Source organism: Stenotrophomonas sp. Steno-Z2, assembly GCF_056393235.1.
In genome coordinates, this window is record NZ_JBWJOY010000001.1 from 666822 (window position 1) to 685749 (window position 18928).

General features: G+C 70.8%; 18 protein-coding genes. 13 read left to right on the forward strand and 5 right to left on the reverse strand.

Annotated features, from left to right (window positions below; translation table 11 throughout):
* Window positions 1-83 precede the first annotated feature (83 nt).
* Window positions 84-2237 (reverse strand): adenosylcobalamin-dependent ribonucleoside-diphosphate reductase, encoded by a 2154-nt coding sequence (locus AC06FP_RS02980; protein WP_478074431.1) that lies wholly within the window; start codon window positions 2235-2237, stop codon window positions 84-86.
* Between the two features lie 466 nt (window positions 2238-2703).
* On the opposite strand from AC06FP_RS02980, the gene AC06FP_RS02985 reads away from it, so the two are divergent.
* The 10 genes from AC06FP_RS02985 (at window position 2704) to AC06FP_RS03030 (ending at window position 11285) form a co-directional block, all read left to right on the forward strand.
* Window positions 2704-4128, forward strand: coding sequence for a Do family serine endopeptidase (locus tag AC06FP_RS02985; protein ID WP_478074432.1), 1425 nt, complete (start codon window positions 2704-2706; stop codon window positions 4126-4128).
* A 99-nt stretch (window positions 4129-4227) separates the two neighbouring features.
* Window positions 4228-4587 (forward strand): hypothetical protein, encoded by a 360-nt coding sequence (locus AC06FP_RS02990; protein WP_478074433.1) that lies wholly within the window; start codon window positions 4228-4230, stop codon window positions 4585-4587.
* 7 nt (window positions 4588-4594) lie between these two features.
* Window positions 4595-5092 (forward strand): phage holin family protein, encoded by a 498-nt coding sequence (locus tag AC06FP_RS02995; RefSeq protein ID WP_456117285.1) that lies wholly within the window; start codon window positions 4595-4597, stop codon window positions 5090-5092.
* Window positions 5089-5517, forward strand: coding sequence for a protein sip-5 (locus tag AC06FP_RS03000; protein ID WP_478074434.1), 429 nt, complete (start codon window positions 5089-5091; stop codon window positions 5515-5517). Before AC06FP_RS02995 ends, AC06FP_RS03000 begins: the two co-directional genes overlap by 4 nt.
* Before the next feature lie 45 nt (window positions 5518-5562).
* A complete protein-coding gene (locus tag AC06FP_RS03005) occupies window positions 5563-6675 on the forward strand; it encodes an AI-2E family transporter (RefSeq protein ID WP_478074435.1) in 1113 nt (370 codons plus the stop codon).
* A 39-nt stretch (window positions 6676-6714) separates the two neighbouring features.
* Window positions 6715-7410, forward strand: a complete 696-nt coding sequence (locus AC06FP_RS03010) for an HAD family hydrolase (RefSeq protein ID WP_478074436.1) — start codon at window positions 6715-6717, stop codon at window positions 7408-7410.
* Between the two features lie 4 nt (window positions 7411-7414).
* Window positions 7415-8071 carry a DUF1294 domain-containing protein gene (locus AC06FP_RS03015; RefSeq protein WP_456117289.1) on the forward strand — a complete coding sequence of 219 codons (657 nt, stop codon included), beginning with the start codon at window positions 7415-7417 and terminating at the stop codon, window positions 8069-8071.
* Window positions 8072-8124: 53 nt separating this feature from the next.
* Window positions 8125-9501 carry a leucyl aminopeptidase family protein gene (locus AC06FP_RS03020; protein ID WP_478074437.1) on the forward strand — a complete coding sequence of 459 codons (1377 nt, stop codon included), beginning with the start codon at window positions 8125-8127 and terminating at the stop codon, window positions 9499-9501.
* Between the two features lie 144 nt (window positions 9502-9645).
* Window positions 9646-10752: a catalase family peroxidase gene (locus AC06FP_RS03025; RefSeq protein WP_478074438.1), complete on the forward strand. Its 1107-nt coding sequence runs from the start codon at window positions 9646-9648 to the stop codon at window positions 10750-10752.
* The gene (locus AC06FP_RS03030; protein WP_478074439.1) at window positions 10749-11285 is read left to right on the forward strand and encodes a cytochrome b; all 537 of its coding nucleotides are present in this window, start codon (window positions 10749-10751) and stop codon (window positions 11283-11285) included. Before AC06FP_RS03025 ends, AC06FP_RS03030 begins: the two co-directional genes overlap by 4 nt.
* Before the next feature lie 103 nt (window positions 11286-11388).
* Here the strand turns inward: AC06FP_RS03030 and AC06FP_RS03035 are convergent, their stop codons facing one another.
* From AC06FP_RS03035 to AC06FP_RS03050, 4 genes are read right to left on the reverse strand one after another with little or no spacing between them, the layout of a single operon-like run.
* Window positions 11389-11991, reverse strand: coding sequence for a response regulator (locus tag AC06FP_RS03035; RefSeq protein ID WP_478074440.1), 603 nt, complete (start codon window positions 11989-11991; stop codon window positions 11389-11391).
* A complete protein-coding gene (locus AC06FP_RS03040) occupies window positions 11988-13235 on the reverse strand; it encodes a sensor histidine kinase (protein WP_478074441.1) in 1248 nt (415 codons plus the stop codon). Before AC06FP_RS03040 ends, AC06FP_RS03035 begins: the two co-directional genes overlap by 4 nt.
* Entirely contained in the window at window positions 13228-14013 is a 786-nt protein-coding gene (locus AC06FP_RS03045; protein WP_478074442.1) for an ABC transporter permease, read from the reverse strand. The genes AC06FP_RS03040 and AC06FP_RS03045 overlap by 8 nt, the downstream gene beginning before the upstream one ends.
* Window positions 14013-14939 carry an ABC transporter ATP-binding protein gene (locus AC06FP_RS03050; protein ID WP_478074443.1) on the reverse strand — a complete coding sequence of 309 codons (927 nt, stop codon included), beginning with the start codon at window positions 14937-14939 and terminating at the stop codon, window positions 14013-14015. Before AC06FP_RS03050 ends, AC06FP_RS03045 begins: the two co-directional genes overlap by 1 nt.
* Window positions 14940-15144: 205 nt before the next feature.
* On the opposite strand from AC06FP_RS03050, the gene AC06FP_RS03055 reads away from it, so the two are divergent.
* From AC06FP_RS03055 to AC06FP_RS03065, 3 genes are all read left to right on the forward strand, one after another.
* The gene (locus AC06FP_RS03055; RefSeq protein WP_478074444.1) at window positions 15145-16395 is read left to right on the forward strand and encodes an efflux RND transporter periplasmic adaptor subunit; all 1251 of its coding nucleotides are present in this window, start codon (window positions 15145-15147) and stop codon (window positions 16393-16395) included.
* A gap of 602 nt (window positions 16396-16997) precedes the next feature.
* On the forward strand, window positions 16998-17684 hold the full coding sequence (locus tag AC06FP_RS03060; RefSeq protein ID WP_153189747.1) for an ABC transporter ATP-binding protein: 687 nt from the start codon (window positions 16998-17000) through the stop codon (window positions 17682-17684).
* Between the two features lie 82 nt (window positions 17685-17766).
* Entirely contained in the window at window positions 17767-18927 is a 1161-nt protein-coding gene (locus tag AC06FP_RS03065) for an ABC transporter permease (RefSeq protein WP_478074445.1), read from the forward strand.
* Window position 18928: the final 1 nt, after the last annotated feature.

Sequence of the window (18928 nt, forward strand, 5' to 3'; positions counted from 1 at the left end):
AAGCGTGGAACATGCGCGGAAAGCCGGTGGCCGAACCACCGTCGCCGTTCCGCCTGGCGGCGGAGCGGCGTGCGAAGGCGTCCTCAGAACTTGCCGTAATAGCCTTCCTTGAGGGCATCGAACAGGTTGGCGGCGGTGTGCATCTCGCCGTCGTACTCGATCTGCTCGTTGCCCTTGACCTCCACCACCTGGCCGTCTTCCAGCTCGAAGCGGTAGGTGGTGTTCTCCAGGTCCGCTTCCTTGACCAGCACGCCCTGGAAGGCGGCGGGATTGAAGCGGAACGTGGTGCAGCCCTTCAGGCCCTGCTGGTGGGCGTAGCGGTAGATGTCCTTGAACTGCTCGTACGGGTAGTCGGTGGGTACGTTGGCGGTCTTGGAGATCGAGCTGTCCACCCACTTCTGCGCGGCGGCCTGCACGTCGACGTGTTCCTTCGGCGAGATGTCGTCGGCGGCGATGAAGTAATCCGGCAGCCGCGCCTGCTCGTCCTCGGCGAACGGCATGGCCCTGGCGTTGACCAGCTCGCGGTAGGCCAGCAGCTCGAAGGAGAACACGTCCACCTTCTCCTTGGTCTTCTTGCCCTCGCGGATCACGTTGCGGCTGTAGTGATGCGCGAACGAGGGCTCGATGCCGTTGGAGGCGTTGTTGGCCAGCGACAGGCTGATGGTGCCGGTGGGCGCGATGGAGCTGTGGTGGGTGAAGCGCGCGCCGGTCTCGGCCAGCTCGTCCACCAGTTCCGGGGCGACCGTGGCGATGCGCTGCATGTAGCGGCTGTAGCGCGCGTGCAGCACCTTGCCCTGGATCTTCTGGCCGACCTTCCAGCCGTCCTTGCGCATCTCCGGACGCTGCCGGAGCATCGCGGCGGTGACCTCGAAGGCCTCCTCCATGATCGGCGCCGGGCCCTTCTCGCGGGCCAGTTCCAGGCCGGTTTCCCAGCCGGCCACGGCCATGTCGCGGGCGATGGCCTCGGTGAACTCGCACGATTCCGGCGAGCCGTACTTCATGCGCAGCATGGTCATGGTGCTGCCCAGGCCGAGGAAGCCCATGCCGTGGCGGCGCTTGCGCATGATCTCGTTGCGCTGCTGTTCCAGCGGCAGGCCGTTGACCTCGACCACGTTGTCGAGCATGCGGGTGAACACGCGCACCACTTCCTTGTACTCGTCCCAGTCGAACGAGGCCTTGTCGGTGAACGGGTCGCGCACGAACTTGGTCAGGTTGACCGAGCCCAGCAGGCAGGCGCCGTACGGCGGCAGCGGCTGCTCGCCGCAGGGGTTGGTGGCGCGGATGTTCTCGCACCACCAGTTGTTGTTCATCTCGTTGACGCGGTCGATCAGGATGAAGCCCGGCTCGGCGTAGTCGTACGTCGAGACCATGATCATGTCCCACAGGTGGCGGGCGCGGATGTGGCCGTACACCTTGCAGGCCACCAGGCCGTCGTCGCGCACGATGTAGTTCTCGTGGGTCGGCCATTCGCGCCAGACCACTTCCTCGCCGCTGGCCGGGTCCAGCTCGGCCTGTTCCTTGGTGTTGATCGGGAACACCAACGGCCAGTCGGCATCCTTGTCCACCGCCTCCATGAAGCCGTCGGTGATCAACAGCGACAGGTTGAACTGGCGCAGGCGGCCGTCCTCGCGCTTGGCGCGGATGAAGTCCTTCACGTCCGGGTGCGACACGTCGAAGGTGCCCATCTGCGCGCCGCGGCGGCCACCGGCCGAGGACACGGTGAAGCACATCTTGTCGTAGATATCCATGAAGGACATCGGCCCGGAGGTATAGGCGCCGGCGCCGGCGACGAACGCGCCGCGCGGGCGCAGCGTGCTGAATTCGTAACCGATGCCGCAGCCGGCCTTCAGGGTCAGGCCCGCTTCGTGCACCTTCTCCAGGATGCCGTCCATCGAGTCGGTGATGGTGCCCGACACGGTGCAGTTGATGGTGCTGGTGGCCGGCTTGTGTTCCTGCGCGCCGGCGTTGGAGGTGATGCGGCCGGCCGGGATCGCGCCGCGGCGCAACGCCCAGACGAAGCGCTCGTACCAGTAGGCGCGCTTCTCGTCGCTGCCCTCGGCGTCGGCCAGGGCACGGGCCACGCGCTGGTAGGTGCCGTCGATGTCGGCATCCAGCGCTTCGCCGGCCTTGGTCTTGAGGCGGTACTTCTTGTCCCAGATGTCCTGCGAGGCGGGCTGCAGGGGGATAAGGTCCGATCGGGTTGGGTTGCTGACCACTTCCAGACGCACCGTGCTCATGATGGTGGGAACTCTCCTTGTGCACCTTGCGGTGCGGTTTACCGTTTCCCCGGCCGGGCCGGGCTGCAACGACAACGCTGCGGGCGCGTGACTTACGCGCCTGCGGGCGGGCGGGGATCGGTCCGGCGGGGGCCGGGGGTCTGCATCGCTTCCGTCGTCATTGCACGCCTTCCTGCGGGGTGCCTGCACCCCGGGCCTCAACCCTACTTCTTGGGGACGCATTTCACATCAACCCAACATCTAGTGGCTGATGGCGACGCCAAGATTACCCACCGCCGGGGGGATGTCAAACGAAAAATATGTGTCGGGGATCTTGCAATCGGCGCAGGGCTTGGCGCCCCTGCGATTGCGGCGGCGCGGAAGATTTCATTGTCGATTTAGGTCGCTGCCGCCACACTCCCGTTCAGCCACTCCCGCCCCACCCGGACGCCCCGAGCGGCGTCCCAGCATGGAATCCCCGGCCCCTATGCGACCGCTCCCGACCCTGCTCACCCTCGCGCTCGCCGCCGCCTTCGGCGGCTTCACCGCCAGCGCCATCAACGCCCACCTGGACAACCGCGCCGAAGCGTCCACCGGCGCCATGCTGCCGGCCACCGCGGCGCTGCCGGCCGCGGTCGCCGGCCAGCCGGTGCCGTCGCTGGCGCCGATGCTGGAACGGGTGATGCCGGCGGTGGTCAGCGTCAACACCAAGCAGGTGGTGCGGGTGCGCAACCCGTTCTTCGACGACCCGTTCTTCCGCCGCCTGTTCCCGCAGGTACCGCAGGAGCGCATCAACGAGTCGCTGGGCTCGGGCGTGATCATCGACGCGGCCAAGGGCTACGTGCTGACCAACCACCACGTGATCGAGAACGCCGACGACGTGCAGGTGACGCTGGCCGACGGGCGCACGGTCAAGGCCGAGTTCCTCGGCTCGGACCGCGACACCGACATCGCGCTGATCCGCATCCCGGCCGACAGGCTCACCGCGCTGCCGCTGGGCGACAGCGACCAGCTGCGCACCGGCGATTTCGTGGTGGCCATCGGCAACCCGTTCGGCTTCAGCCAGACCGTGACCTCGGGCATCGTCTCGGCGGTGGGCCGCAGCGGCATCCGCGGGCTGGGCTACCAGAACTTCATCCAGACCGACGCCTCGATCAACCCCGGCAATTCCGGCGGCGCCCTGGTCAACCTGGCCGGGCAGCTGGTCGGCATCAATACCGCCAGCTTCAACCCGCAGGGCAGCATGGCCGGCAACATCGGCCTGGGCCTGGCCATTCCCTCCAACCTGGCCCGCGACGTGGTCGAACAGCTGATCACCAAGGGCGTGGTGGTGCGCGGCACGCTGGGCGTGGAGACGCAGAACCTGAGCCCGCAGATCGCGCAGGGGCTGGGCCTGGCCGAAGCGCGCGGCGCGCTGGTCACCCGCGTGCTGTCCGGTTCGGCCGCGGCCGCGGCGGGGCTGCGCGCCGGCGACGTGGTCACCGCGATCAACGGCCAGCGCGTGGACAGCGCCCAGGCGCTGCACAACTTCGAGGGCCTGCAGCCGGTGGGCCGCGTCGTCGACCTGGACGTGCGCCGCGACGGCAGGCCGCTGCAGCTCAAGGCCACGCTCAAGGAGCAGCCGCGCGCGGTGACCGGCGACACGCTGGACCCGCGCCTGGCCGGCGCCACCTTCGTCGACCTGCCCGAGTCGGCGCGCCAGGCCGGCCTCAACGGCGTGCTGGTCAGCGAGGTGGCGCGCGGCAGCCGCGCCGCGCAGTCCGGCCTGGCCGGCGGCGACATCGTGCTGGCCGCCAGCAGCGGCGACTTCGTCGACCTGGCCAGCTGGCGCGCGAGTTTCAGCCCGCGGCCGCAGCAGCTGGTGCTGCGCATCGTGCGCGGAGACACGCAGGGCCAGCTGGTGATGCGCTGATCGACCGGCGCTCGTAACGTTCCTTACACCCCATCGCTGCTATTGCTTGCCCCCTGCGCCGCCGCGGTGGCGCTCCCGCTGAACCAAGGAGACGAAGTGATGAGCCCCACCAATACCGACACCATGAAGGACCACCTGGGCGACGCCGGGTCGCACCTGAAATCGGCCGCCAGGGCCGCCGGCTCGGCGGTCAAGGACGCGGCCAGCCTGGCCGGCGACGAGCTGCGCCTGGGCAAGGCCAACGTGAAGGCGGAACTGTCCGACAGCGCGCTGTCCGGCCTGGCCGCCGCCGAGCTGTCCGGCGCCGCCGCGAAGGAGCAGATGGATGCGCTGATGGACAAGGGCAAGGACCTGCTCGACAGCGCCGCCGACCTGATCCGCGAGCGCCCGCTGGCCTCGTTCGGCGTGGCCTTCGCCGCCGGCTGGATCATCGCCAAGCTCGCCCGCAGCAACGACTGACCTGGGCGTGAGCGACAACGCGCCCCCACCTGGCGCCGCCGCGGGCGGGCCGGACGAACAGGCCAATGCCGCGCCCGGCCTGGAGGAGAGCATCCGCCAGGTCGGCAGCGCCGGCCGGCAGACGCTGGATTCGGCCGCGCACACGCTGCGCTCGCTGCGGCGCCTGGCCTCGGCCGACTTCGCCCTGGCGCGCAGCGCCTTCGGCCGCGCGCTGGCCTGGAGCGGCGTGGCCATCGTGTTCGGCGCCTCGGCGTGGCTGCTGCTGGCCGCCACGCTGATCGCCTTCCTGCACTACGTCGGGCTTTCGTGGTTCGTATCCCTGCTGATCACCTCGGTGGCGAGCCTGGCGGTCACCGGCTACGCGGTCTGGCGGGTCAGCTATTTCTTCCACCACACCGGCATGCACGCCACGCGCCGGCAGCTGTCGCGGCTGGGCCTGTTCGACGAGCCTGCCGAGGACGACCCGGACGCCGACGTGAAGATCCCGGGAGACGACGCGCCATGAACTTCGATGCCCTGCAGCGCCGCGTGCGCCGCGCCGAAGCCGTCGTGCAGGTGCGCATGGACGAGACCATGCAGCAGTGGGACACGCTGGAAACCACCTGGCGCCGCAGCTGGACGCCGGGCCGCATCGTCATCGCCGGCCTGGCCGGCGGCTTCCTGGCCGGCAGGCTGGAGCCGGGCGGCGCCTTCAGCGGCGCGCGCTGGCTGCAGATGATCGGCTCGGTCTCCGGGCTGGTGGCCTCGGCGCAGGCCTCGATCGCCACCCTGCAGGAGGCGGGGCTGGCGGCAGCCGCCGCGGCCGCGGGCGTGGCCACGAACGAAGCAGCCGCGGCCGCCGACGAGGCTGCCGCATCGCCCGCGCGGGAGCCCGAACCCGGCGCGCCGCCACGGGCCGCCGAAGCAGCCACCGAACTGTCAGAATCCTGATCCGCGCGGCCGCCGGCCACGCCCTTCCCGCTCCGGAGTGCCGCGATGCCCGCACTGCCGTCCGATCCGTCCCCGCCGGACGCGCCGGCGTCCACCGCCGAACCGGCCGCGCCGGTACCGCGCCCGCGCGCCTCCGCCGCCGTGCTGGTGCTGGCCACGCTGGCGGTGGGCTGCACGCTGTGGGCCGCGCAGGAGGTGATCCTGCCGGTGCTGCTGGCGATGTTCTTCGCCCTGGTCGGCAACCCGATCATCCGCCTGCTGCAGAAACTGCGCCTGCCGCGTTTCCTGGCCGCGTTGCTGGTGCTGGCCCTGGGCTTGGCCAGCGCCGGCGCGCTGGCGGTGCAGCTGGCCGGGCCGGCGGCCGACTGGTTCGCCGAGACGCCACAGCAGCTGCGCCAGGTCTCGCGCAAGGTGCGCGACCTGGTGCGTCCGGTGCAGCAGGCCAACCAGGCCGCCGAGAGCTTCGCCCGCGCCGCCGGCGGCGAGGACAACCGCAAGGTGGAAGTGATCCGCACCCGGCTCGACGACCCCTACAAGGTACTGGTGCGCACGCCGCGGCTGGCCGCCTCGGCGCTGGCGGTGGTGCTGCTGACGCTGTTCTTCATGATCTACGGCGAGAACCTGCAGCGGCACGTGATCGCGCTGCTGCCCAACCGCCAGCAGAAGCGCTTCACCACCGACATCCTGCGCGCGATGGAACGCGAAATCTCGCGCTACGTGCTGACCATCACCATCATCAACGCCCTGGTCGGGCTGGCCCTGGCCGGGGTGCTGGTGCTGCTGGGCATCGCCCTGCCCGAGGCGCTGCTGTGGGGCACGGTGGCGATGCTGCTCAATTTCGCGCCCTACGTGGGTCCGCTGATCGGCATCGCGCTGATGCTGCTGGTCGGCCTGACCCAGTTCCGCGAACCGCTGGCGGTGGCGGCGCCGGCGCTGGCCTACCTGGCGCTGCACACCCTGGAAGGGCAGCTGGTCACCCCCATCGTGCTGGGCCGGCGCATGGCCATCTCGCCGCTGGTGCTGGTGCTGGCGCTGATGCTGTTCGGCTGGCTGTGGGGCATCGTCGGCCTGTTGCTGGCGGTGCCGCTACTGGTCTGCGCCAAGCTGGTGCTGGCGCGGCTGGACGGCATGCAGGGCTGGGCGCGGTTGCTGGAATAGGCAAAGGCGCGCGCCGCCGCGCTGCCGTAAAATGGCCCGGTGAACTTTCCTGTCCTCGCCATCACCCTCGACCTGGACGACACGCTCTGGCCGTTCGCGCCCATCGGCGCCCGCATCGACCAGGTGCTGCACGACTGGATGCGCGTCCACAGCCCCGCCACCGCGGCGATGTACCCGGTGGAGGCCATGCGCGAACTGCGCGTGCGCACCTTCGACGACAACCCGCACCTGCACTACGACCTGAGCGCGCTGCGGCGCCTGACCCTGACCGAAGCGCTGGAGAAGAGCGGCGCCAGCATGGATCTGCTGGAACCGGCCTACGAGGCGTTCTACGCCGCGCGCAACCAGGTCGAGTTCTACCCCGACGCACTGGACGCGCTGCGCCGCATCGCCGCGCGCGTGCCGGTGGCCGCGGTCAGCAACGGCAACGCCGACCTGGCGCGCATCGGCATCGGCGAGCTGTTCGCCTTCCAGCTGGGCTCGCGCGAGTTCGGCGCGGCCAAGCCGGACCCGGGCATCTTCCACGCCGCCTGCGCGCGCCTGGGCGTGGCGCACCACCAGGTCCTGCATGTCGGCGACCACGCCGAGATGGACGTGGCCGGGGCCATGCGCGCCGGCCTGCGCGGCTGCTGGATCAACCGCGAAGCCCAGGCCTGGACCCACGCCGCGCCGCCGCCGGACCTGCAGTTCGACACGCTCACCGGGCTGGCCGACTGGCTGGACGCGCAGGACTGAGTCGATGCAGCTCGGCCGCATCGAACAGTGGAACGACGGCAAGGGCTACGGCTTCGTGCGCCCGCTCGAGTCGCAGGCCACCGCCGGCGATGCAGCGCGCGCCTTCGTCCACATCAAGGCGGTGGCCAGGGCCGGACGCCGGCCCGCCGAGGGCGATCTCATCCGCTATGACAGCGAACGCGACGCACGCGGCCGCCTGAACGCGGTGAACGTCACGTTCGTCAACGCCGAGGCGATGCGCGCGCAGGCACAGCGGCGCGCGGAGGCGAAGACCGCCGCGCGCGAACGCCGCACCGCCGCCGCACCGGTGGATTCCGTGCAGCGCTTCATCCTGGCCTGTGCGCTCATCGCGCTCGCAGCCGGCAGCGTGATGGGGTTCTGGCCGCTGAAGGTGACGCTGGCCTACGCCGCCATGGGCACGCTGTCGTTTTTCGCCTATGCCTTCGACAAGAAGGCCGCGGACAACGGCCAATGGCGCACGCGCGAAAGCACCCTGCATGCCTTCGACCTGCTGTGCGGCTGGCCGGGCGGCCTGCTGGCGCAGCAGGCATTCCGCCACAAGACCCGCAAGATCAGCTTCCAGCTCGGGTTCTGGACCAGCGCGATAGTGAATTGCGCCGCCCTTTACTGGCTGCTTCCATGGCTCGGAACGGCATCGTGACGACACCGCCGGCCACCGCAGGCCGCCGCCCCCCACCCTCAGGAACAACCTCCATGTCCGCTTCATCGTCTCCCGCTGGTTTCACCTCCGACGCCGCCGACGCGCGCCCGTTGTACGTGCTGGACAAGGCGGGCTTCGCCGCCTGGCTGGACGCCCAGCCGGCCGCGATCCGCGCCTGGCTCGGCAGCCAGCAGTTCGCCGCCGCGCCGGGCAGCGTTGCCCTGCTGCCGGGCGAGGACGGGCTGGCCGGCGCGGTGCTGGGCGTCGGCGACCGCGCCGATGCCTATGCCTACGCGCATGCGCCGTTCGCGCTGCCGGCCGGCAGCAGCTGGCGGCTGGCCAATGCGCTGGACGCGGCCGACACCGCCAACCTGCAGCTCGGCTGGGGCCTGGGCAGCTACCGCTTCGCCCGCTACCGCAAGCCGGCGCGGCAACCGGCGCAGCTGGCCGCCACGCCGTCGCCGGAAGTGCTGGACGTGCTGGCCGCCTGCCTGCGCGTGCGCGACTGGGTCAACACCCCGACCGAGGACATGGGCCCGCAGCAGCTGGAAGACGCCGCGCGCGAGCTCGCCGACGCCCACGGCGGCGCGCTGGAAGTGATCGCCGGCGACGAGCTGCTGGAGCGCAACTTCCCCACCATCCATGCCGTGGGCCGCGCCTCGCACCGCGCGCCGCGCCTGATCGTGCTGCGCTGGGGCGACGAAGCCGCGCCGCACCTGGCGCTGGTCGGCAAGGGCGTGTGCTTCGACACCGGCGGCCTGGACCTGAAGCCGGCCGACGGCATGCGCAACATGAAGAAGGACATGGGCGGCGCCGCGCACGCGCTGGCGCTGGCCGGGCTGGTCATGGCGCGGCAGCTGCCGGTGCGGCTGACGCTGATCGTGCCGGCGGTGGAAAACGCGGTCGGCCCGGAGGCGTTCCGCCCGGGCGAGGTCATCACCACGCGCAAGGGCATCAGCGTGGAGATCGACAACACCGACGCCGAAGGCCGCCTGATCCTGTGCGACGCGCTGGCCTATGCCAGCGAACAGCAGCCGGACGCCATCGTCGATTTCGCCACCCTCACCGGCGCGGCGCGCATCGCGCTCGGCCCGGACCTGCCGGCGCTGTTCGCCAACGACGACACGCTGGCGCAGCAGTGGCTGGACGCCGGCGACCGCACCCGCGACCCGGTGTGGCGCATGCCGTTGTGGCGCCCCTACCTGCGCTACCTCAACAGCGGCATCGCCGACATGGCCAACGCCGGCTCGCGCATGGCCGGCAGCGTCACCGCCGCGCTGTACCTGGAGCGCTTCATCGCCGACGGCCAGAAGTGGGCGCACCTGGACGTCTACGCCTGGAACGACGGCGAGCGCCCGGGCCGCCCGGCCGGCGGCGAAGCGCTGGCGCTGCGCTCGGCCTGGGAAATGCTCAAGGTCCGCTACGGCTGACGCGGGCGGCGCGGCGCGTGCCGGCCCCGGCCGGCAGCGCACGCCGCGGCGGGCTTCACGAAAAATTGAATTTCGCACCCGGCCGGGTTCTGCGAGGATCTGCACGTCGCGTCCGACGCGTTCCGCGCAGGCAGGAGTCCGCCGATGCCCCTTTTCCGCCATACCCGCGCCGGCCAGGAACCGACGGTTCCGCGCAGGCACACGCCGCTGCCCTGGATCGCCCTGATCGCGCTGATCCTGGGCGCCGCCGCGCTCGCCTTCGCGTGGCTGGCCGGCTGGATCGGCCGTGACCGGCTGACCGCGCAGCGTTTCACCGACGCCATCGAGGCCACCGGCCCGGCCCATCCCGGTTTCCGCCGCGCGCACAGCAAGGGCGTCTGCGTGGGCGGCTGGTTCGCTCCCAGCGCGCAGGCGCCGGCGCTGTCCAGCGCACGGGTGTTTTCGCAGCAGAAGGTGCCGGTGCTCGGCCGCCTGTCGATCGGCGGCGGCGACCCGCATGGCGCCGACGGCAACGCACGGGTGCGCAGCATCGCCCTGCAGCTGGTCAGCGACGATGGCCAGCAATGGCGCATGGCGATGAACAGCTTCCCGTTCTTCGCGGTGCCGACGCCGGAAGCCTTCTTCGAACAGACCCGGGCGCAGGTTCCCGACCCGGCCACCGGCAAGCCCGATCCGCAGAAGATGGCGGCGCTGCTGGCCCGCTACCCCAGCGCACGGGCGTTCCAGCAATGGGCCAGGACCGCGCCGTGGACCGACAGCTGGGCCAATACCACGTTCAACAGCGTCAACAGCTTCTGGTTCACCAACGCTCAGGGCCAGGAGCGCGCGGTACGCTGGCGCTGGCAGCCGCTGGCGCCGGTGGCCGAACTCGATGCCGGGGCGCGCAGGCGCGCGGACGCGGACTTCCTCGAACAGGACCTGCAGCGCCGCCTGGCCGACGGCCCGGTGCGCTGGAACCTGGTGGTCAGCATCGCCGGCCCCGGCGACGCCATCGACGACCCGTCCATTCCGTGGCCGGCGTCGCGCCAGGAAGTGGTGGCCGGCGTATTGAGCCTGGAGCGCATGCAGCCGCAGGCACAGGGCGCCTGCGGCGAACTGAACTTCGATCCATTGATCCTGCCCACCGGCATGCGCGGCAGCGACGATCCGGTGCTGGCGGCACGCTCGGCGATCTACTCGCAATCGTTCAACCGCCGCGAGCGCGAACGCGCCGCCGGCGCCCCGGCACAGCCGCAGGAGGCCGCGCGATGAACACCGGCAACGGCCACTTCAACCTGCTGGCGCGCGTGCTGCACTGGTCCATGGCGGTAATGATCCTCGCCATGCTGTTCATCGGCGTGACCATGGTCGCCTCGCTGCACCTGCGGCCGCTGCTGATCGACCTGCACCGCCCGCTGGGCGTGGCCATCGGCGTGCTGGCGCTGCTGCGCCTGTACAACCGCCTGCGCCATCGCCCGCCGCCGCTGCCGGCCGATCTGCCGGCATGGCAGGCAGGGGCGGCCAGGCTGTCGCACGGGCTGCTGTATGCGCTGATGCTGGCGATGCCGCTGATCGGCTGGGCGATGCTGTCGGCCGGCGGTTACCCGATCGTGCTGTGGCAGGGCCTGCACCTGCCGCCGATCGTGCCGCACACGCCGGTGTTGTACGCGGCGCTGCGCACCGCCCATGGCGTGCTGGCCTATGCCCTGTTCGCCACGGTGCTGGCGCATGTCGGCGCCGCGCTGTTCCACCTGTGGGTGCGCCGCGACGGCGTGTTCCAGGCGATGGCGCGCGGCCGGGACTGACGTTCCACCGCCGGACACCCGCGGTTGCAGGACTGTGCGCCGGAGAGCCTTCCCTCCCCCGCTCGACGCAGGCCTTGCGTCGGCCGGTGACGGCGAGCGCGCACTACAGCCAGCCCTTCTGCCGCGCCAGGCGGTGCGCTTCGATGCGGTTGGCGACGCCGAGCTTGCCGATGCATTCGGACAGGTAGTTGCGCACGGTGCCGTGCGAGAGCCCGAGCTGCTCGGCGATCTCGTTGGCCGAGCGGCCCTCGCCGGCCAGGCGCAGCACCTGGCGCTCGCGGTCGTTGAGCGGGTCGGCCTCGGACCAGGCTTCCACCGCCAGCTGCGGATCGATGGCGCGGCCGCCGCGCTGCACCTGGCGCAGGGCCTGGGCCAGCTTTTCCGCCGGCGCGTCCTTGAGCAGGTAGCCCTGCACGCCGGCATCCAGCGCGCGGCGCAGGAAACCGGTGCGGGCGAAGGTGGTGACGATCACCACCTTCGTCGCCAGGCCGTGGCGCTGCACGCGCTGGGCCAGCTCCAGCCCGGTCAGGCCAGGCATCTCGATGTCGGTGACCAGCACGTCCGGGGCCAGCCGCTGCAGCTCGCGCCACGCGGCCTCGCCGTCGGCGGCGGTGCCGACCACCTCGATGCCGCTTTCCAGGTTCAGCAGCGCCGACAGCGCGCCACGCACCATCGCCTGGTCTTCGGCCAGCAGGATGCGGATCATGCGCGCGCCTCCATGGCGGGCAGCCCGGAACCGGGCACGGGTGCCGCCACGGCCGCGTCGCCATCGCCGGCGTCGCCCAGCGGCACCGTCACCGTCAGCCGCGTGCCGGCGCCGCGCGGCGAATCGATCTGCAGGGTGCCGCCCAGCGCCGCCACCCGTTCGCGCATGCCGGCCAGGCCGTTGCCATTGGCGGACACGCCGCCGCGGCCATCGTCGGCTACGTCCAGCACCACCACGCCGGCCTCCACGCGCAGGGCGATCATCGCCTCGCTGGCCTGCGCGTGGCGGGCGATGTTGGTGACCGCCTCGCGCAGCACCATCGCCAGCCCGCATTCGATCCAGCCGGGCATCGGCGGCGGCGGCGAGTGCCGCAGGTGCACGCGCGAGGATTCCAGCAGCAGGTGCGCGGAGGCGATTTCCGCGGCCATGTCGGCGGCGCGGAAGCCGGTGACGGCGCTGCGCACCTGCGCCAGCGCGTCGCGCGCGATCTGCTCGGCCTCGGCCAGTTCGCGCTGCGCGCGCGCCGGGTCGCGCTCGAACAGCTTGCGCGACAGTTCCATCTTCAGCGTGATCAGCGACAGCGTGTGCCCGAGCAGGTCGTGCAGGTCGCGGCCGATGCGCTCGCGCTCGGCGGTGGCGGCCAGCCGCCGTACCTCCTCGTGCGACAGGCGCAGCGCGGCGTCCTTCTCGCTGCTGGCGCGCTCGACGTTGACGACCAGGCCGATGATCACCGTCAGCGCCGGGATCCAGGCCACGACCTGCCAGGGATAGCCGATCCACCACGCCAGCGAGACGAAGCCGGCGTTGAGCAGCAGCAGTTCCAGCAGGTAGCGCCGCACGTCGATGCAGCGGTTGGTGCGCAGCATGACGCAGCCGAACACGAAGTAATTCATGCCCGAGGGATAGCTGCGCAGCAGCGCCATCGACAGCACGATCATCGCCAGCGCGAAGATCGGCGCGTTGCGCCGCGACGCCACCAGGGTCATCACGTACAACAGGACGAACAGCGGGTACGACCACAGCGTGATCAGCACCCAGCGCAGGGTGTAGCCACCGCCGAACGCCGGGGTGAGGAACACCCAGACCGTCCACAGCAGGTGCACGGCGTCGATCCACGGCCACTTGCCGAGCTTGAGGTTGTCGGCCACCACCGAATCGGAGGCGGGCTTCAGCCAGGCGGGGAGGTGGCGGTGGTTCACGGGTGCGGTTCCTGTCGCGCAGGCGTCGATGATGCCATCAGCCATGCCGGCGCAGGCGGCGCACGGCGATGGCCAGGACGAGCGCGGTGAATGCGGCCAGCCACAGCAGGTGCGGCCAGGCGCTGCCGGTGTCGAAGCCGACCGCCGACTGCGCCAGCGCATTGAGGTGGTAGCTGGGCCACAGCGGCGCCTGCGCGCGCAGCAGCGGCGGCAGCATCTGCAGCGGGAACCACAGCCCGGACAGGAAGGCCATGGGCAGGTACAGCAGGTTGACCAGGGCCGGCGCCCCCTGCCCCTTGACCAGCGTGCCCAGCAGCAGCCCCAGCGCGCAGAAGGGCACCGCGCCGGCGACGCAGACCAGGGCCAGCTGCAGCCTCTGCGCCGCCTGCAGCTGCACGTGCGCCAGCGCCAGGCCCAGCGTCTGCAGCAGGGTGGTGATCAGCGCGGCCATCAGCATCGCCATCGCCATCTTGCCGGCCAGGTACGCCGCCGGCGGCATCGGCAGCGCGCGCTTGAGGGTGAGCAGGCCGTTGTCGCGCTCCAGCGCCAGCGACATGCCGAAACCGAACAGGCCCGGCGCCATCACCCCGAAGGTGGAATAGGACGCCAGCAGGAAACGCGGCGCCTCCGGCGTGCCGCGCCCGGCCAGCACCACGCCGAACATCAGGAAGAACACCGCCGGGAACAGCAGCGTCGGCAGCAGGAACGACGGGCTGCGCAGGTAGCGCAGGCATTCGGCGCGCGCCTCCTGCAGGTAGGCGGCGAACACGCGGCGGCGCGGCATCGGCGGCGGCGCGGCGAAGGAAGCAGGCAGGGTATCCATCAGGCGGCCTCGCGCAGGGGGGAGGAAACGACGCTGTCGTCGCGGGTCAGGTCGCAGAACGCCTCGTCCAGCCCGGCGGCCTGCACTTCCAGGCCCGACAGGGCCGGATCGGCGTCGAGCAGGCGTCGCACCACCGCTTCCACCCGGTCGCTGGACACCTGCAGCCGCGCGCCGTCGCGCTGCGCCTGGCGCACGCCGGGCCAGGCGGCGACGGCATCGGCCTCCAGCGTGGTGACGCAGCGGATGCGGCGCGTTTCCACCCGCGCGCGCAGCGCATCGACGCTGCCGTCGCTGACGATGCGCCCGCGCATCAGCACGCAGACGCGGTCGGCCAGGTGCCCGGCCTCCTCCAGGTAATGCGTGGTCAGCACCACCGCCACGCCTTCGCCGGCCAGCGCGCGCACGCTGGCCCACAGCCGCTGCCGCGCCGGAAGGTCGAGACCGACCGTGGGCTCGTCCAGGAACAGCAGCCGCGGCCGTCCGCACAGGGCGATGGCGAACTGCACGCGCCGCTGCTGGCCGCCGGACAGCCCGCCGTAGGGCCGCTCGAGCAGATCCCCGACTCCGGCCAGCGCCGCGCTCTCGGCCAGCGGCCGCGGCGCCGGGTAGTAGCTGGCGGTCAGCCGCAGCAGTTCGCCCACCTTCAAGGTCGGCGGCAGCGCCGCGTCCTGCAGCATCACGCCGATGCCGCGGCGCGCGGCCAGCTGCTGCGGGTCCTGCCCGAACAGCCGCACCTGGCCGGCATCGGCGCGCAGCAGGCCCAGCAGCAGGCCGATGGTGGTGGTCTTGCCGGCGCCGTTCGGGCCGAGCAGGGCCAGCACCTGGCCGGCGTGCAGGTCCAGGTCCACGCCGGCCAGCGCCTGCAGCGCGCCATAGCGCTTGTGCACGCCGCGCAGGCTCGCCAGTACTTCGCCGCTCACGTCCATTGCCTCGCCTCCTGTCGGGAATGGCGCAAAGGTAGCCAGGTACGTGCCCGCCCTTCAGTGCGGGCGGTCAGGCGAAGCGGGTGACACCCGTCACCTGCACGGCGGCCGCGCCCTGCCTAGAATCGGTCCCCGTCGCCGGCAGGCCCGCCGCACCGGTTTGGGTTACCTTCCGTCACTTCTTCCCGCTTTCTCCGTCCTGGTGCCGATGAACACCTCCGCAGATCTGCTCAAGGAACTCCGCATCGACCGTTCGGCGCCGCCGCCGTCCGGCCCGTCGTCGCCGCGCCGCTGGCTGTGGTGGGTGCTGGGCCTGCTGGCGCTGCTGGTGCTGGCGATCGTGGCCGGCATCTTCTTCAGCCGCGCCAAGCCGGTGGTGGTGGAGACCGCGCCGGTGGTCGCCATCGGCCAGGACAGCGCCAGCGCCTCGGTGCTGGACGCCAGCGGCTACGTGGTGGCGCGGCGCATGGCCACGGTCTCGGCCAAGATCACCGGCAAGGTGCGCGAGGTGATGATCGAGGAAGGCATGCGCGTGGAGGAAGGCCAGGTCATGGCCACGCTCGACCCGATCGATGCCAACGCGCAGCGCGCGCTCAACGCCGCCCAGCTCGACGCCGCGCGCAGCCAGGTCGACGGCCTGCAGGCGCAGCTGCGCCAGGCAGAGGCCGACGCGCAGCGCCTGCAGCAGCTGGTCGGCCGGCAGCTGGTGTCGCGCGCGCAGTACGACCAGTCCGTGGCCCAGCGCGACAGCCTGCGCGCGCAGCTTGCCACCGCCCGCCACAACGCCACCGTCGCGCGGGACGCGCTGGCCATCGCCGATCTGGGCGTGGACAACAACGTGGTGCGCGCGCCGTTCGCCGGCGTGGTCACCGCCAAGGCCGCGCAGCCGGGCGAGATCGTCTCGCCGCTGTCGGCCGGCGGCGGTTTCACCCGCACCGGCATCGGCACCATCGTGGACATGGATTCGCTGGAGATCGAGGTCGAGGTCGGCGAGGCCTACATCGGCCGCGTGCAGCCGAAGATGCCGGTGGAAGCGGTGCTCAACGCCTACCCGGACTGGAAGATCCCGGCCGAGGTGATCGCGATCATCCCCACCGCCGACCGCGGCAAGGCCACGGTGAAGGTGCGCGTGGCGCTGAAGGTCAAGGACCCGCGCATCGTGCCGGAGATGGGCGTGCGCGTGAGCTTCCTGGAAAAGCCGGCCGAGGCCGGGCAGAAGAAACCCGAAGGCGTGCGCGTGCCGGCGGCAGCGATCGTGCAGCGCGGCCAGGACACGGTGGCCTTCGTGGTCGGCAGCGACGACACGGTGCAGGCGCAGCCGCTGAAGACCGGCATGGAAATGGGCAAGGACCGGCAGGTGCTGTCGGGCCTGTCGGCGGGACAGACCGTGGTACTGGACCCGCCGGCAACGCTGAAGGACGGCGACAAGGTGGCACTGGCGGGCGACGCGGGGCAGTGACCGGCTCCCTTCTCCCCGTTGGAGAAGGTGCCCGAAGGGCGGATGAGGGCGAACGGAGCCGATGATGCCTGACCCCTCCGTACGCCATCGCCCTCACCCCAACCCCTCTCCCGAGGGGAGAGGGGCTTGAAGCCCGATTTTTGCTGTTGCTGTTGCTCATGCCTTTGATCTTCCGGGCCCCCTTCCGCAGCGACGGAGCCGGCGGGAAAAACCCGAAGGGCGACGCACATGGATGTGCGTCGTTTTTCGACGAGACAGGGATGTCTCGTCGAAAAATCCCGCCGGCGGAGTGGACCCGGAGTGCCGCAGGCACGGAGGGCGCGGAGGCAGGGGCGTGCTTTCTTTTGGCTACTTTTCTTTGCACGAGCAAAGAAAAGTAGCTCGCTCCCAGCAGGGGAGCGAAAGCTCCTGCTCTTGCTTCTGCTCCTGTACCAGTCCCGCGCTCCGTGCAGGACCGGCGGAGGCTCGCCCGCCCACAGCCACAGCACGTAAAAGCAGACCGGAACCACCAACGCACCCCACTCACTCATCCCGCCCACGCGGGAGGAAAAAGCAGAACGGCGCGGCAGCGCCACCCACCGCACCACCGCAGAGGACCACCCATGACCGCCCTAGTCACCCTCCGCAACATCACCAAGACCTACCAGCGCGGCCCCGAGAAAGTACAGGTGCTGCACGGCATCGACCTGGACATCGCCCGCGGCGACTTCGTCGCCCTGATGGGCCCGTCCGGCTCCGGCAAGACCACCCTGCTCAACCTCATCGGCGGGCTGGACACGCCCAGCGGCGGCGAGATCGCCATCGAAGGCCAGCGCATCGACCAGCTCGGCGCCGGCCAGCTCTCGACCTGGCGCAGCCACCACGTCGGCTTCGTATTCCAGTTCTACAACCTGATGCCGATGCTGACCGCGCAGAAGAACGTGGAACTGCCGCTGCTGCTGACCAACCTGTCGGCCGGCGAACGCAGGCGCCGCGCGCAGATCGCGCTGGCCCTGGTCGGCCTGGCCGAGCGCCGCGACCACCGCCCCAACGAACTGTCCGGCGGCCAGCAGCAGCGCGTGGCCATCGCCCGCGCCATCGTCTCCGACCCCACCTTCCTGATCTGCGACGAGCCCACCGGCGACCTGGACCGCCACTCGGCCGAGGAAGTGCTGGGCCTGCTGCAGCTGCTCAACCGCGAGCACGGCAAGACCATCATCATGGTCACCCACGATCCGAAGGCGGCCGAATACGCCACCCACACCGTGCATCTGGACAAGGGCGAGCTGGTCGACGCCCCGGTGCACTGAGGAGCGCGACCATGAACAGACAATTCGATCGGTGTTTCCCGCGGCGAAGCCGCCCGCTGGGCGGCGCACGCGGAGGTGCGGCATGAAGTACTTCTCCCTGATCTGGGCGCAGCTGTTCCGCAGCCGCACCCGCACCCTGTTCACCCTGCTGTCGGTGGTCACCGCGTTCCTGCTGTTCGGCATGCTCGACTCGGTGCGCGTGGCCTTCAGTACCGGCGGCAGCAGCGTGGCCGGCGCCAACCGCCTGGTCGTCACCTCGCGCCTGTCCATCACCCAGTCGCTGCCGATCCGCCTGGAACCGCAGGTCCGCCAGGTGCAGGGCGTGCGCGATGTCACCTATGCCATGTGGTTCGGCGGCATCTACCAGGACCCGAAGAACTTCTTCCCCAACTTTTCGGTGGCGCCGAACTATTTCGACGTGTACCGCGAGTTCGAGGTGCCGAAGGAGCAGCTGGACGCCTTCCACAACACCCGCACCGGCGCCATCGTCGGCGCGACCCTGGCCAGGCAGTTCGGCTGGAAGATCGGCGACACCATCCCGCTGCAGGCCACGATCTTCCCGCGCGGCGGCAGCAACGACTGGCCGCTGCAGCTGGTGGGCATCTTCCATTCGAAGAACGCCGCCACCGCCGCCAACGACGAACGCCAGCTGATGATGAACTGGAAGTACTTCGACGAATCCAACGACTACATCAAGAACCAGGTGAGCTGGTACACGGTGACGCTGGACAACGCCGACCACGCCTCGCGCGTGGCCCAGGCCATCGATGCCATATCGGCCAACTCCGACCACGAGACCAAGAGCCAGACCGAGTCGGCGTTCCAGCAGGCCTTCATCAAGCAGTTCGCCGACATCGGCATGATCGTCACCTCGATCATGGGCGCGGTGTTCTTCACCCTGCTGCTGTTGACCGGCAACACCATGGCGCAGGCGGTGCGCGAACGCATCCCCGAGCTGGCCACGCTCAAGACGCTGGGCTTCAAGGACGGCACGGTGCTGGCCCTGGTGATGGTCGAATCGGTGCTGCTGGTGGGCCTGGGCGGCGCCATCGGCCTGGGCCTGGCCGCGCTGGCGCTGCCGGCGATGGCACCCAAAACCATGGGCATGCTGCCGCCGCAGGTACCGCTGCAGACCTGGCTGATGGGGCTGGGCCTGATCGTGCTGATCGGCCTGGTCGTGGGCGTGCTGCCGGCGCTGCGCGCCAAGCGGCTGAAGATCGTCGACGCGCTGGCCGGGCGCTGAG

Coding starts and splice junctions, on each gene's coding strand:
- AC06FP_RS03020 (WP_478074437.1), top strand. CDS start 8,125: ATGTCCGCTTCATCGTCTCCCGCTGGTTTCACCTCCGACGCCGCCGAC.
- AC06FP_RS03035 (WP_478074440.1), bottom strand. CDS start 11,991: ATGATCCGCATCCTGCTGGCCGAAGACCAGGCGATGGTGCGTGGCGCG.
- AC06FP_RS02980 (WP_478074431.1), bottom strand. CDS start 2,237: ATGAGCACGGTGCGTCTGGAAGTGGTCAGCAACCCAACCCGATCGGAC.
- AC06FP_RS03000 (WP_478074434.1), top strand. CDS start 5,089: ATGAACTTCGATGCCCTGCAGCGCCGCGTGCGCCGCGCCGAAGCCGTC.
- AC06FP_RS03055 (WP_478074444.1), top strand. CDS start 15,145: ATGAACACCTCCGCAGATCTGCTCAAGGAACTCCGCATCGACCGTTCG.
- AC06FP_RS03065 (WP_478074445.1), top strand. CDS start 17,767: ATGAAGTACTTCTCCCTGATCTGGGCGCAGCTGTTCCGCAGCCGCACC.
- AC06FP_RS03005 (WP_478074435.1), top strand. CDS start 5,563: ATGCCCGCACTGCCGTCCGATCCGTCCCCGCCGGACGCGCCGGCGTCC.
- AC06FP_RS03040 (WP_478074441.1), bottom strand. CDS start 13,235: ATGGCTGATGGCATCATCGACGCCTGCGCGACAGGAACCGCACCCGTG.
- AC06FP_RS03025 (WP_478074438.1), top strand. CDS start 9,646: ATGCCCCTTTTCCGCCATACCCGCGCCGGCCAGGAACCGACGGTTCCG.
- AC06FP_RS03050 (WP_478074443.1), bottom strand. CDS start 14,939: ATGGACGTGAGCGGCGAAGTACTGGCGAGCCTGCGCGGCGTGCACAAG.
- AC06FP_RS02985 (WP_478074432.1), top strand. CDS start 2,704: ATGCGACCGCTCCCGACCCTGCTCACCCTCGCGCTCGCCGCCGCCTTC.
- AC06FP_RS03030 (WP_478074439.1), top strand. CDS start 10,749: ATGAACACCGGCAACGGCCACTTCAACCTGCTGGCGCGCGTGCTGCAC.
- AC06FP_RS03045 (WP_478074442.1), bottom strand. CDS start 14,013: ATGGATACCCTGCCTGCTTCCTTCGCCGCGCCGCCGCCGATGCCGCGC.
- AC06FP_RS02990 (WP_478074433.1), top strand. CDS start 4,228: ATGAGCCCCACCAATACCGACACCATGAAGGACCACCTGGGCGACGCC.
- AC06FP_RS03060 (WP_153189747.1), top strand. CDS start 16,998: ATGACCGCCCTAGTCACCCTCCGCAACATCACCAAGACCTACCAGCGC.
- AC06FP_RS03015 (WP_456117289.1), top strand. CDS start 7,415: ATGCAGCTCGGCCGCATCGAACAGTGGAACGACGGCAAGGGCTACGGC.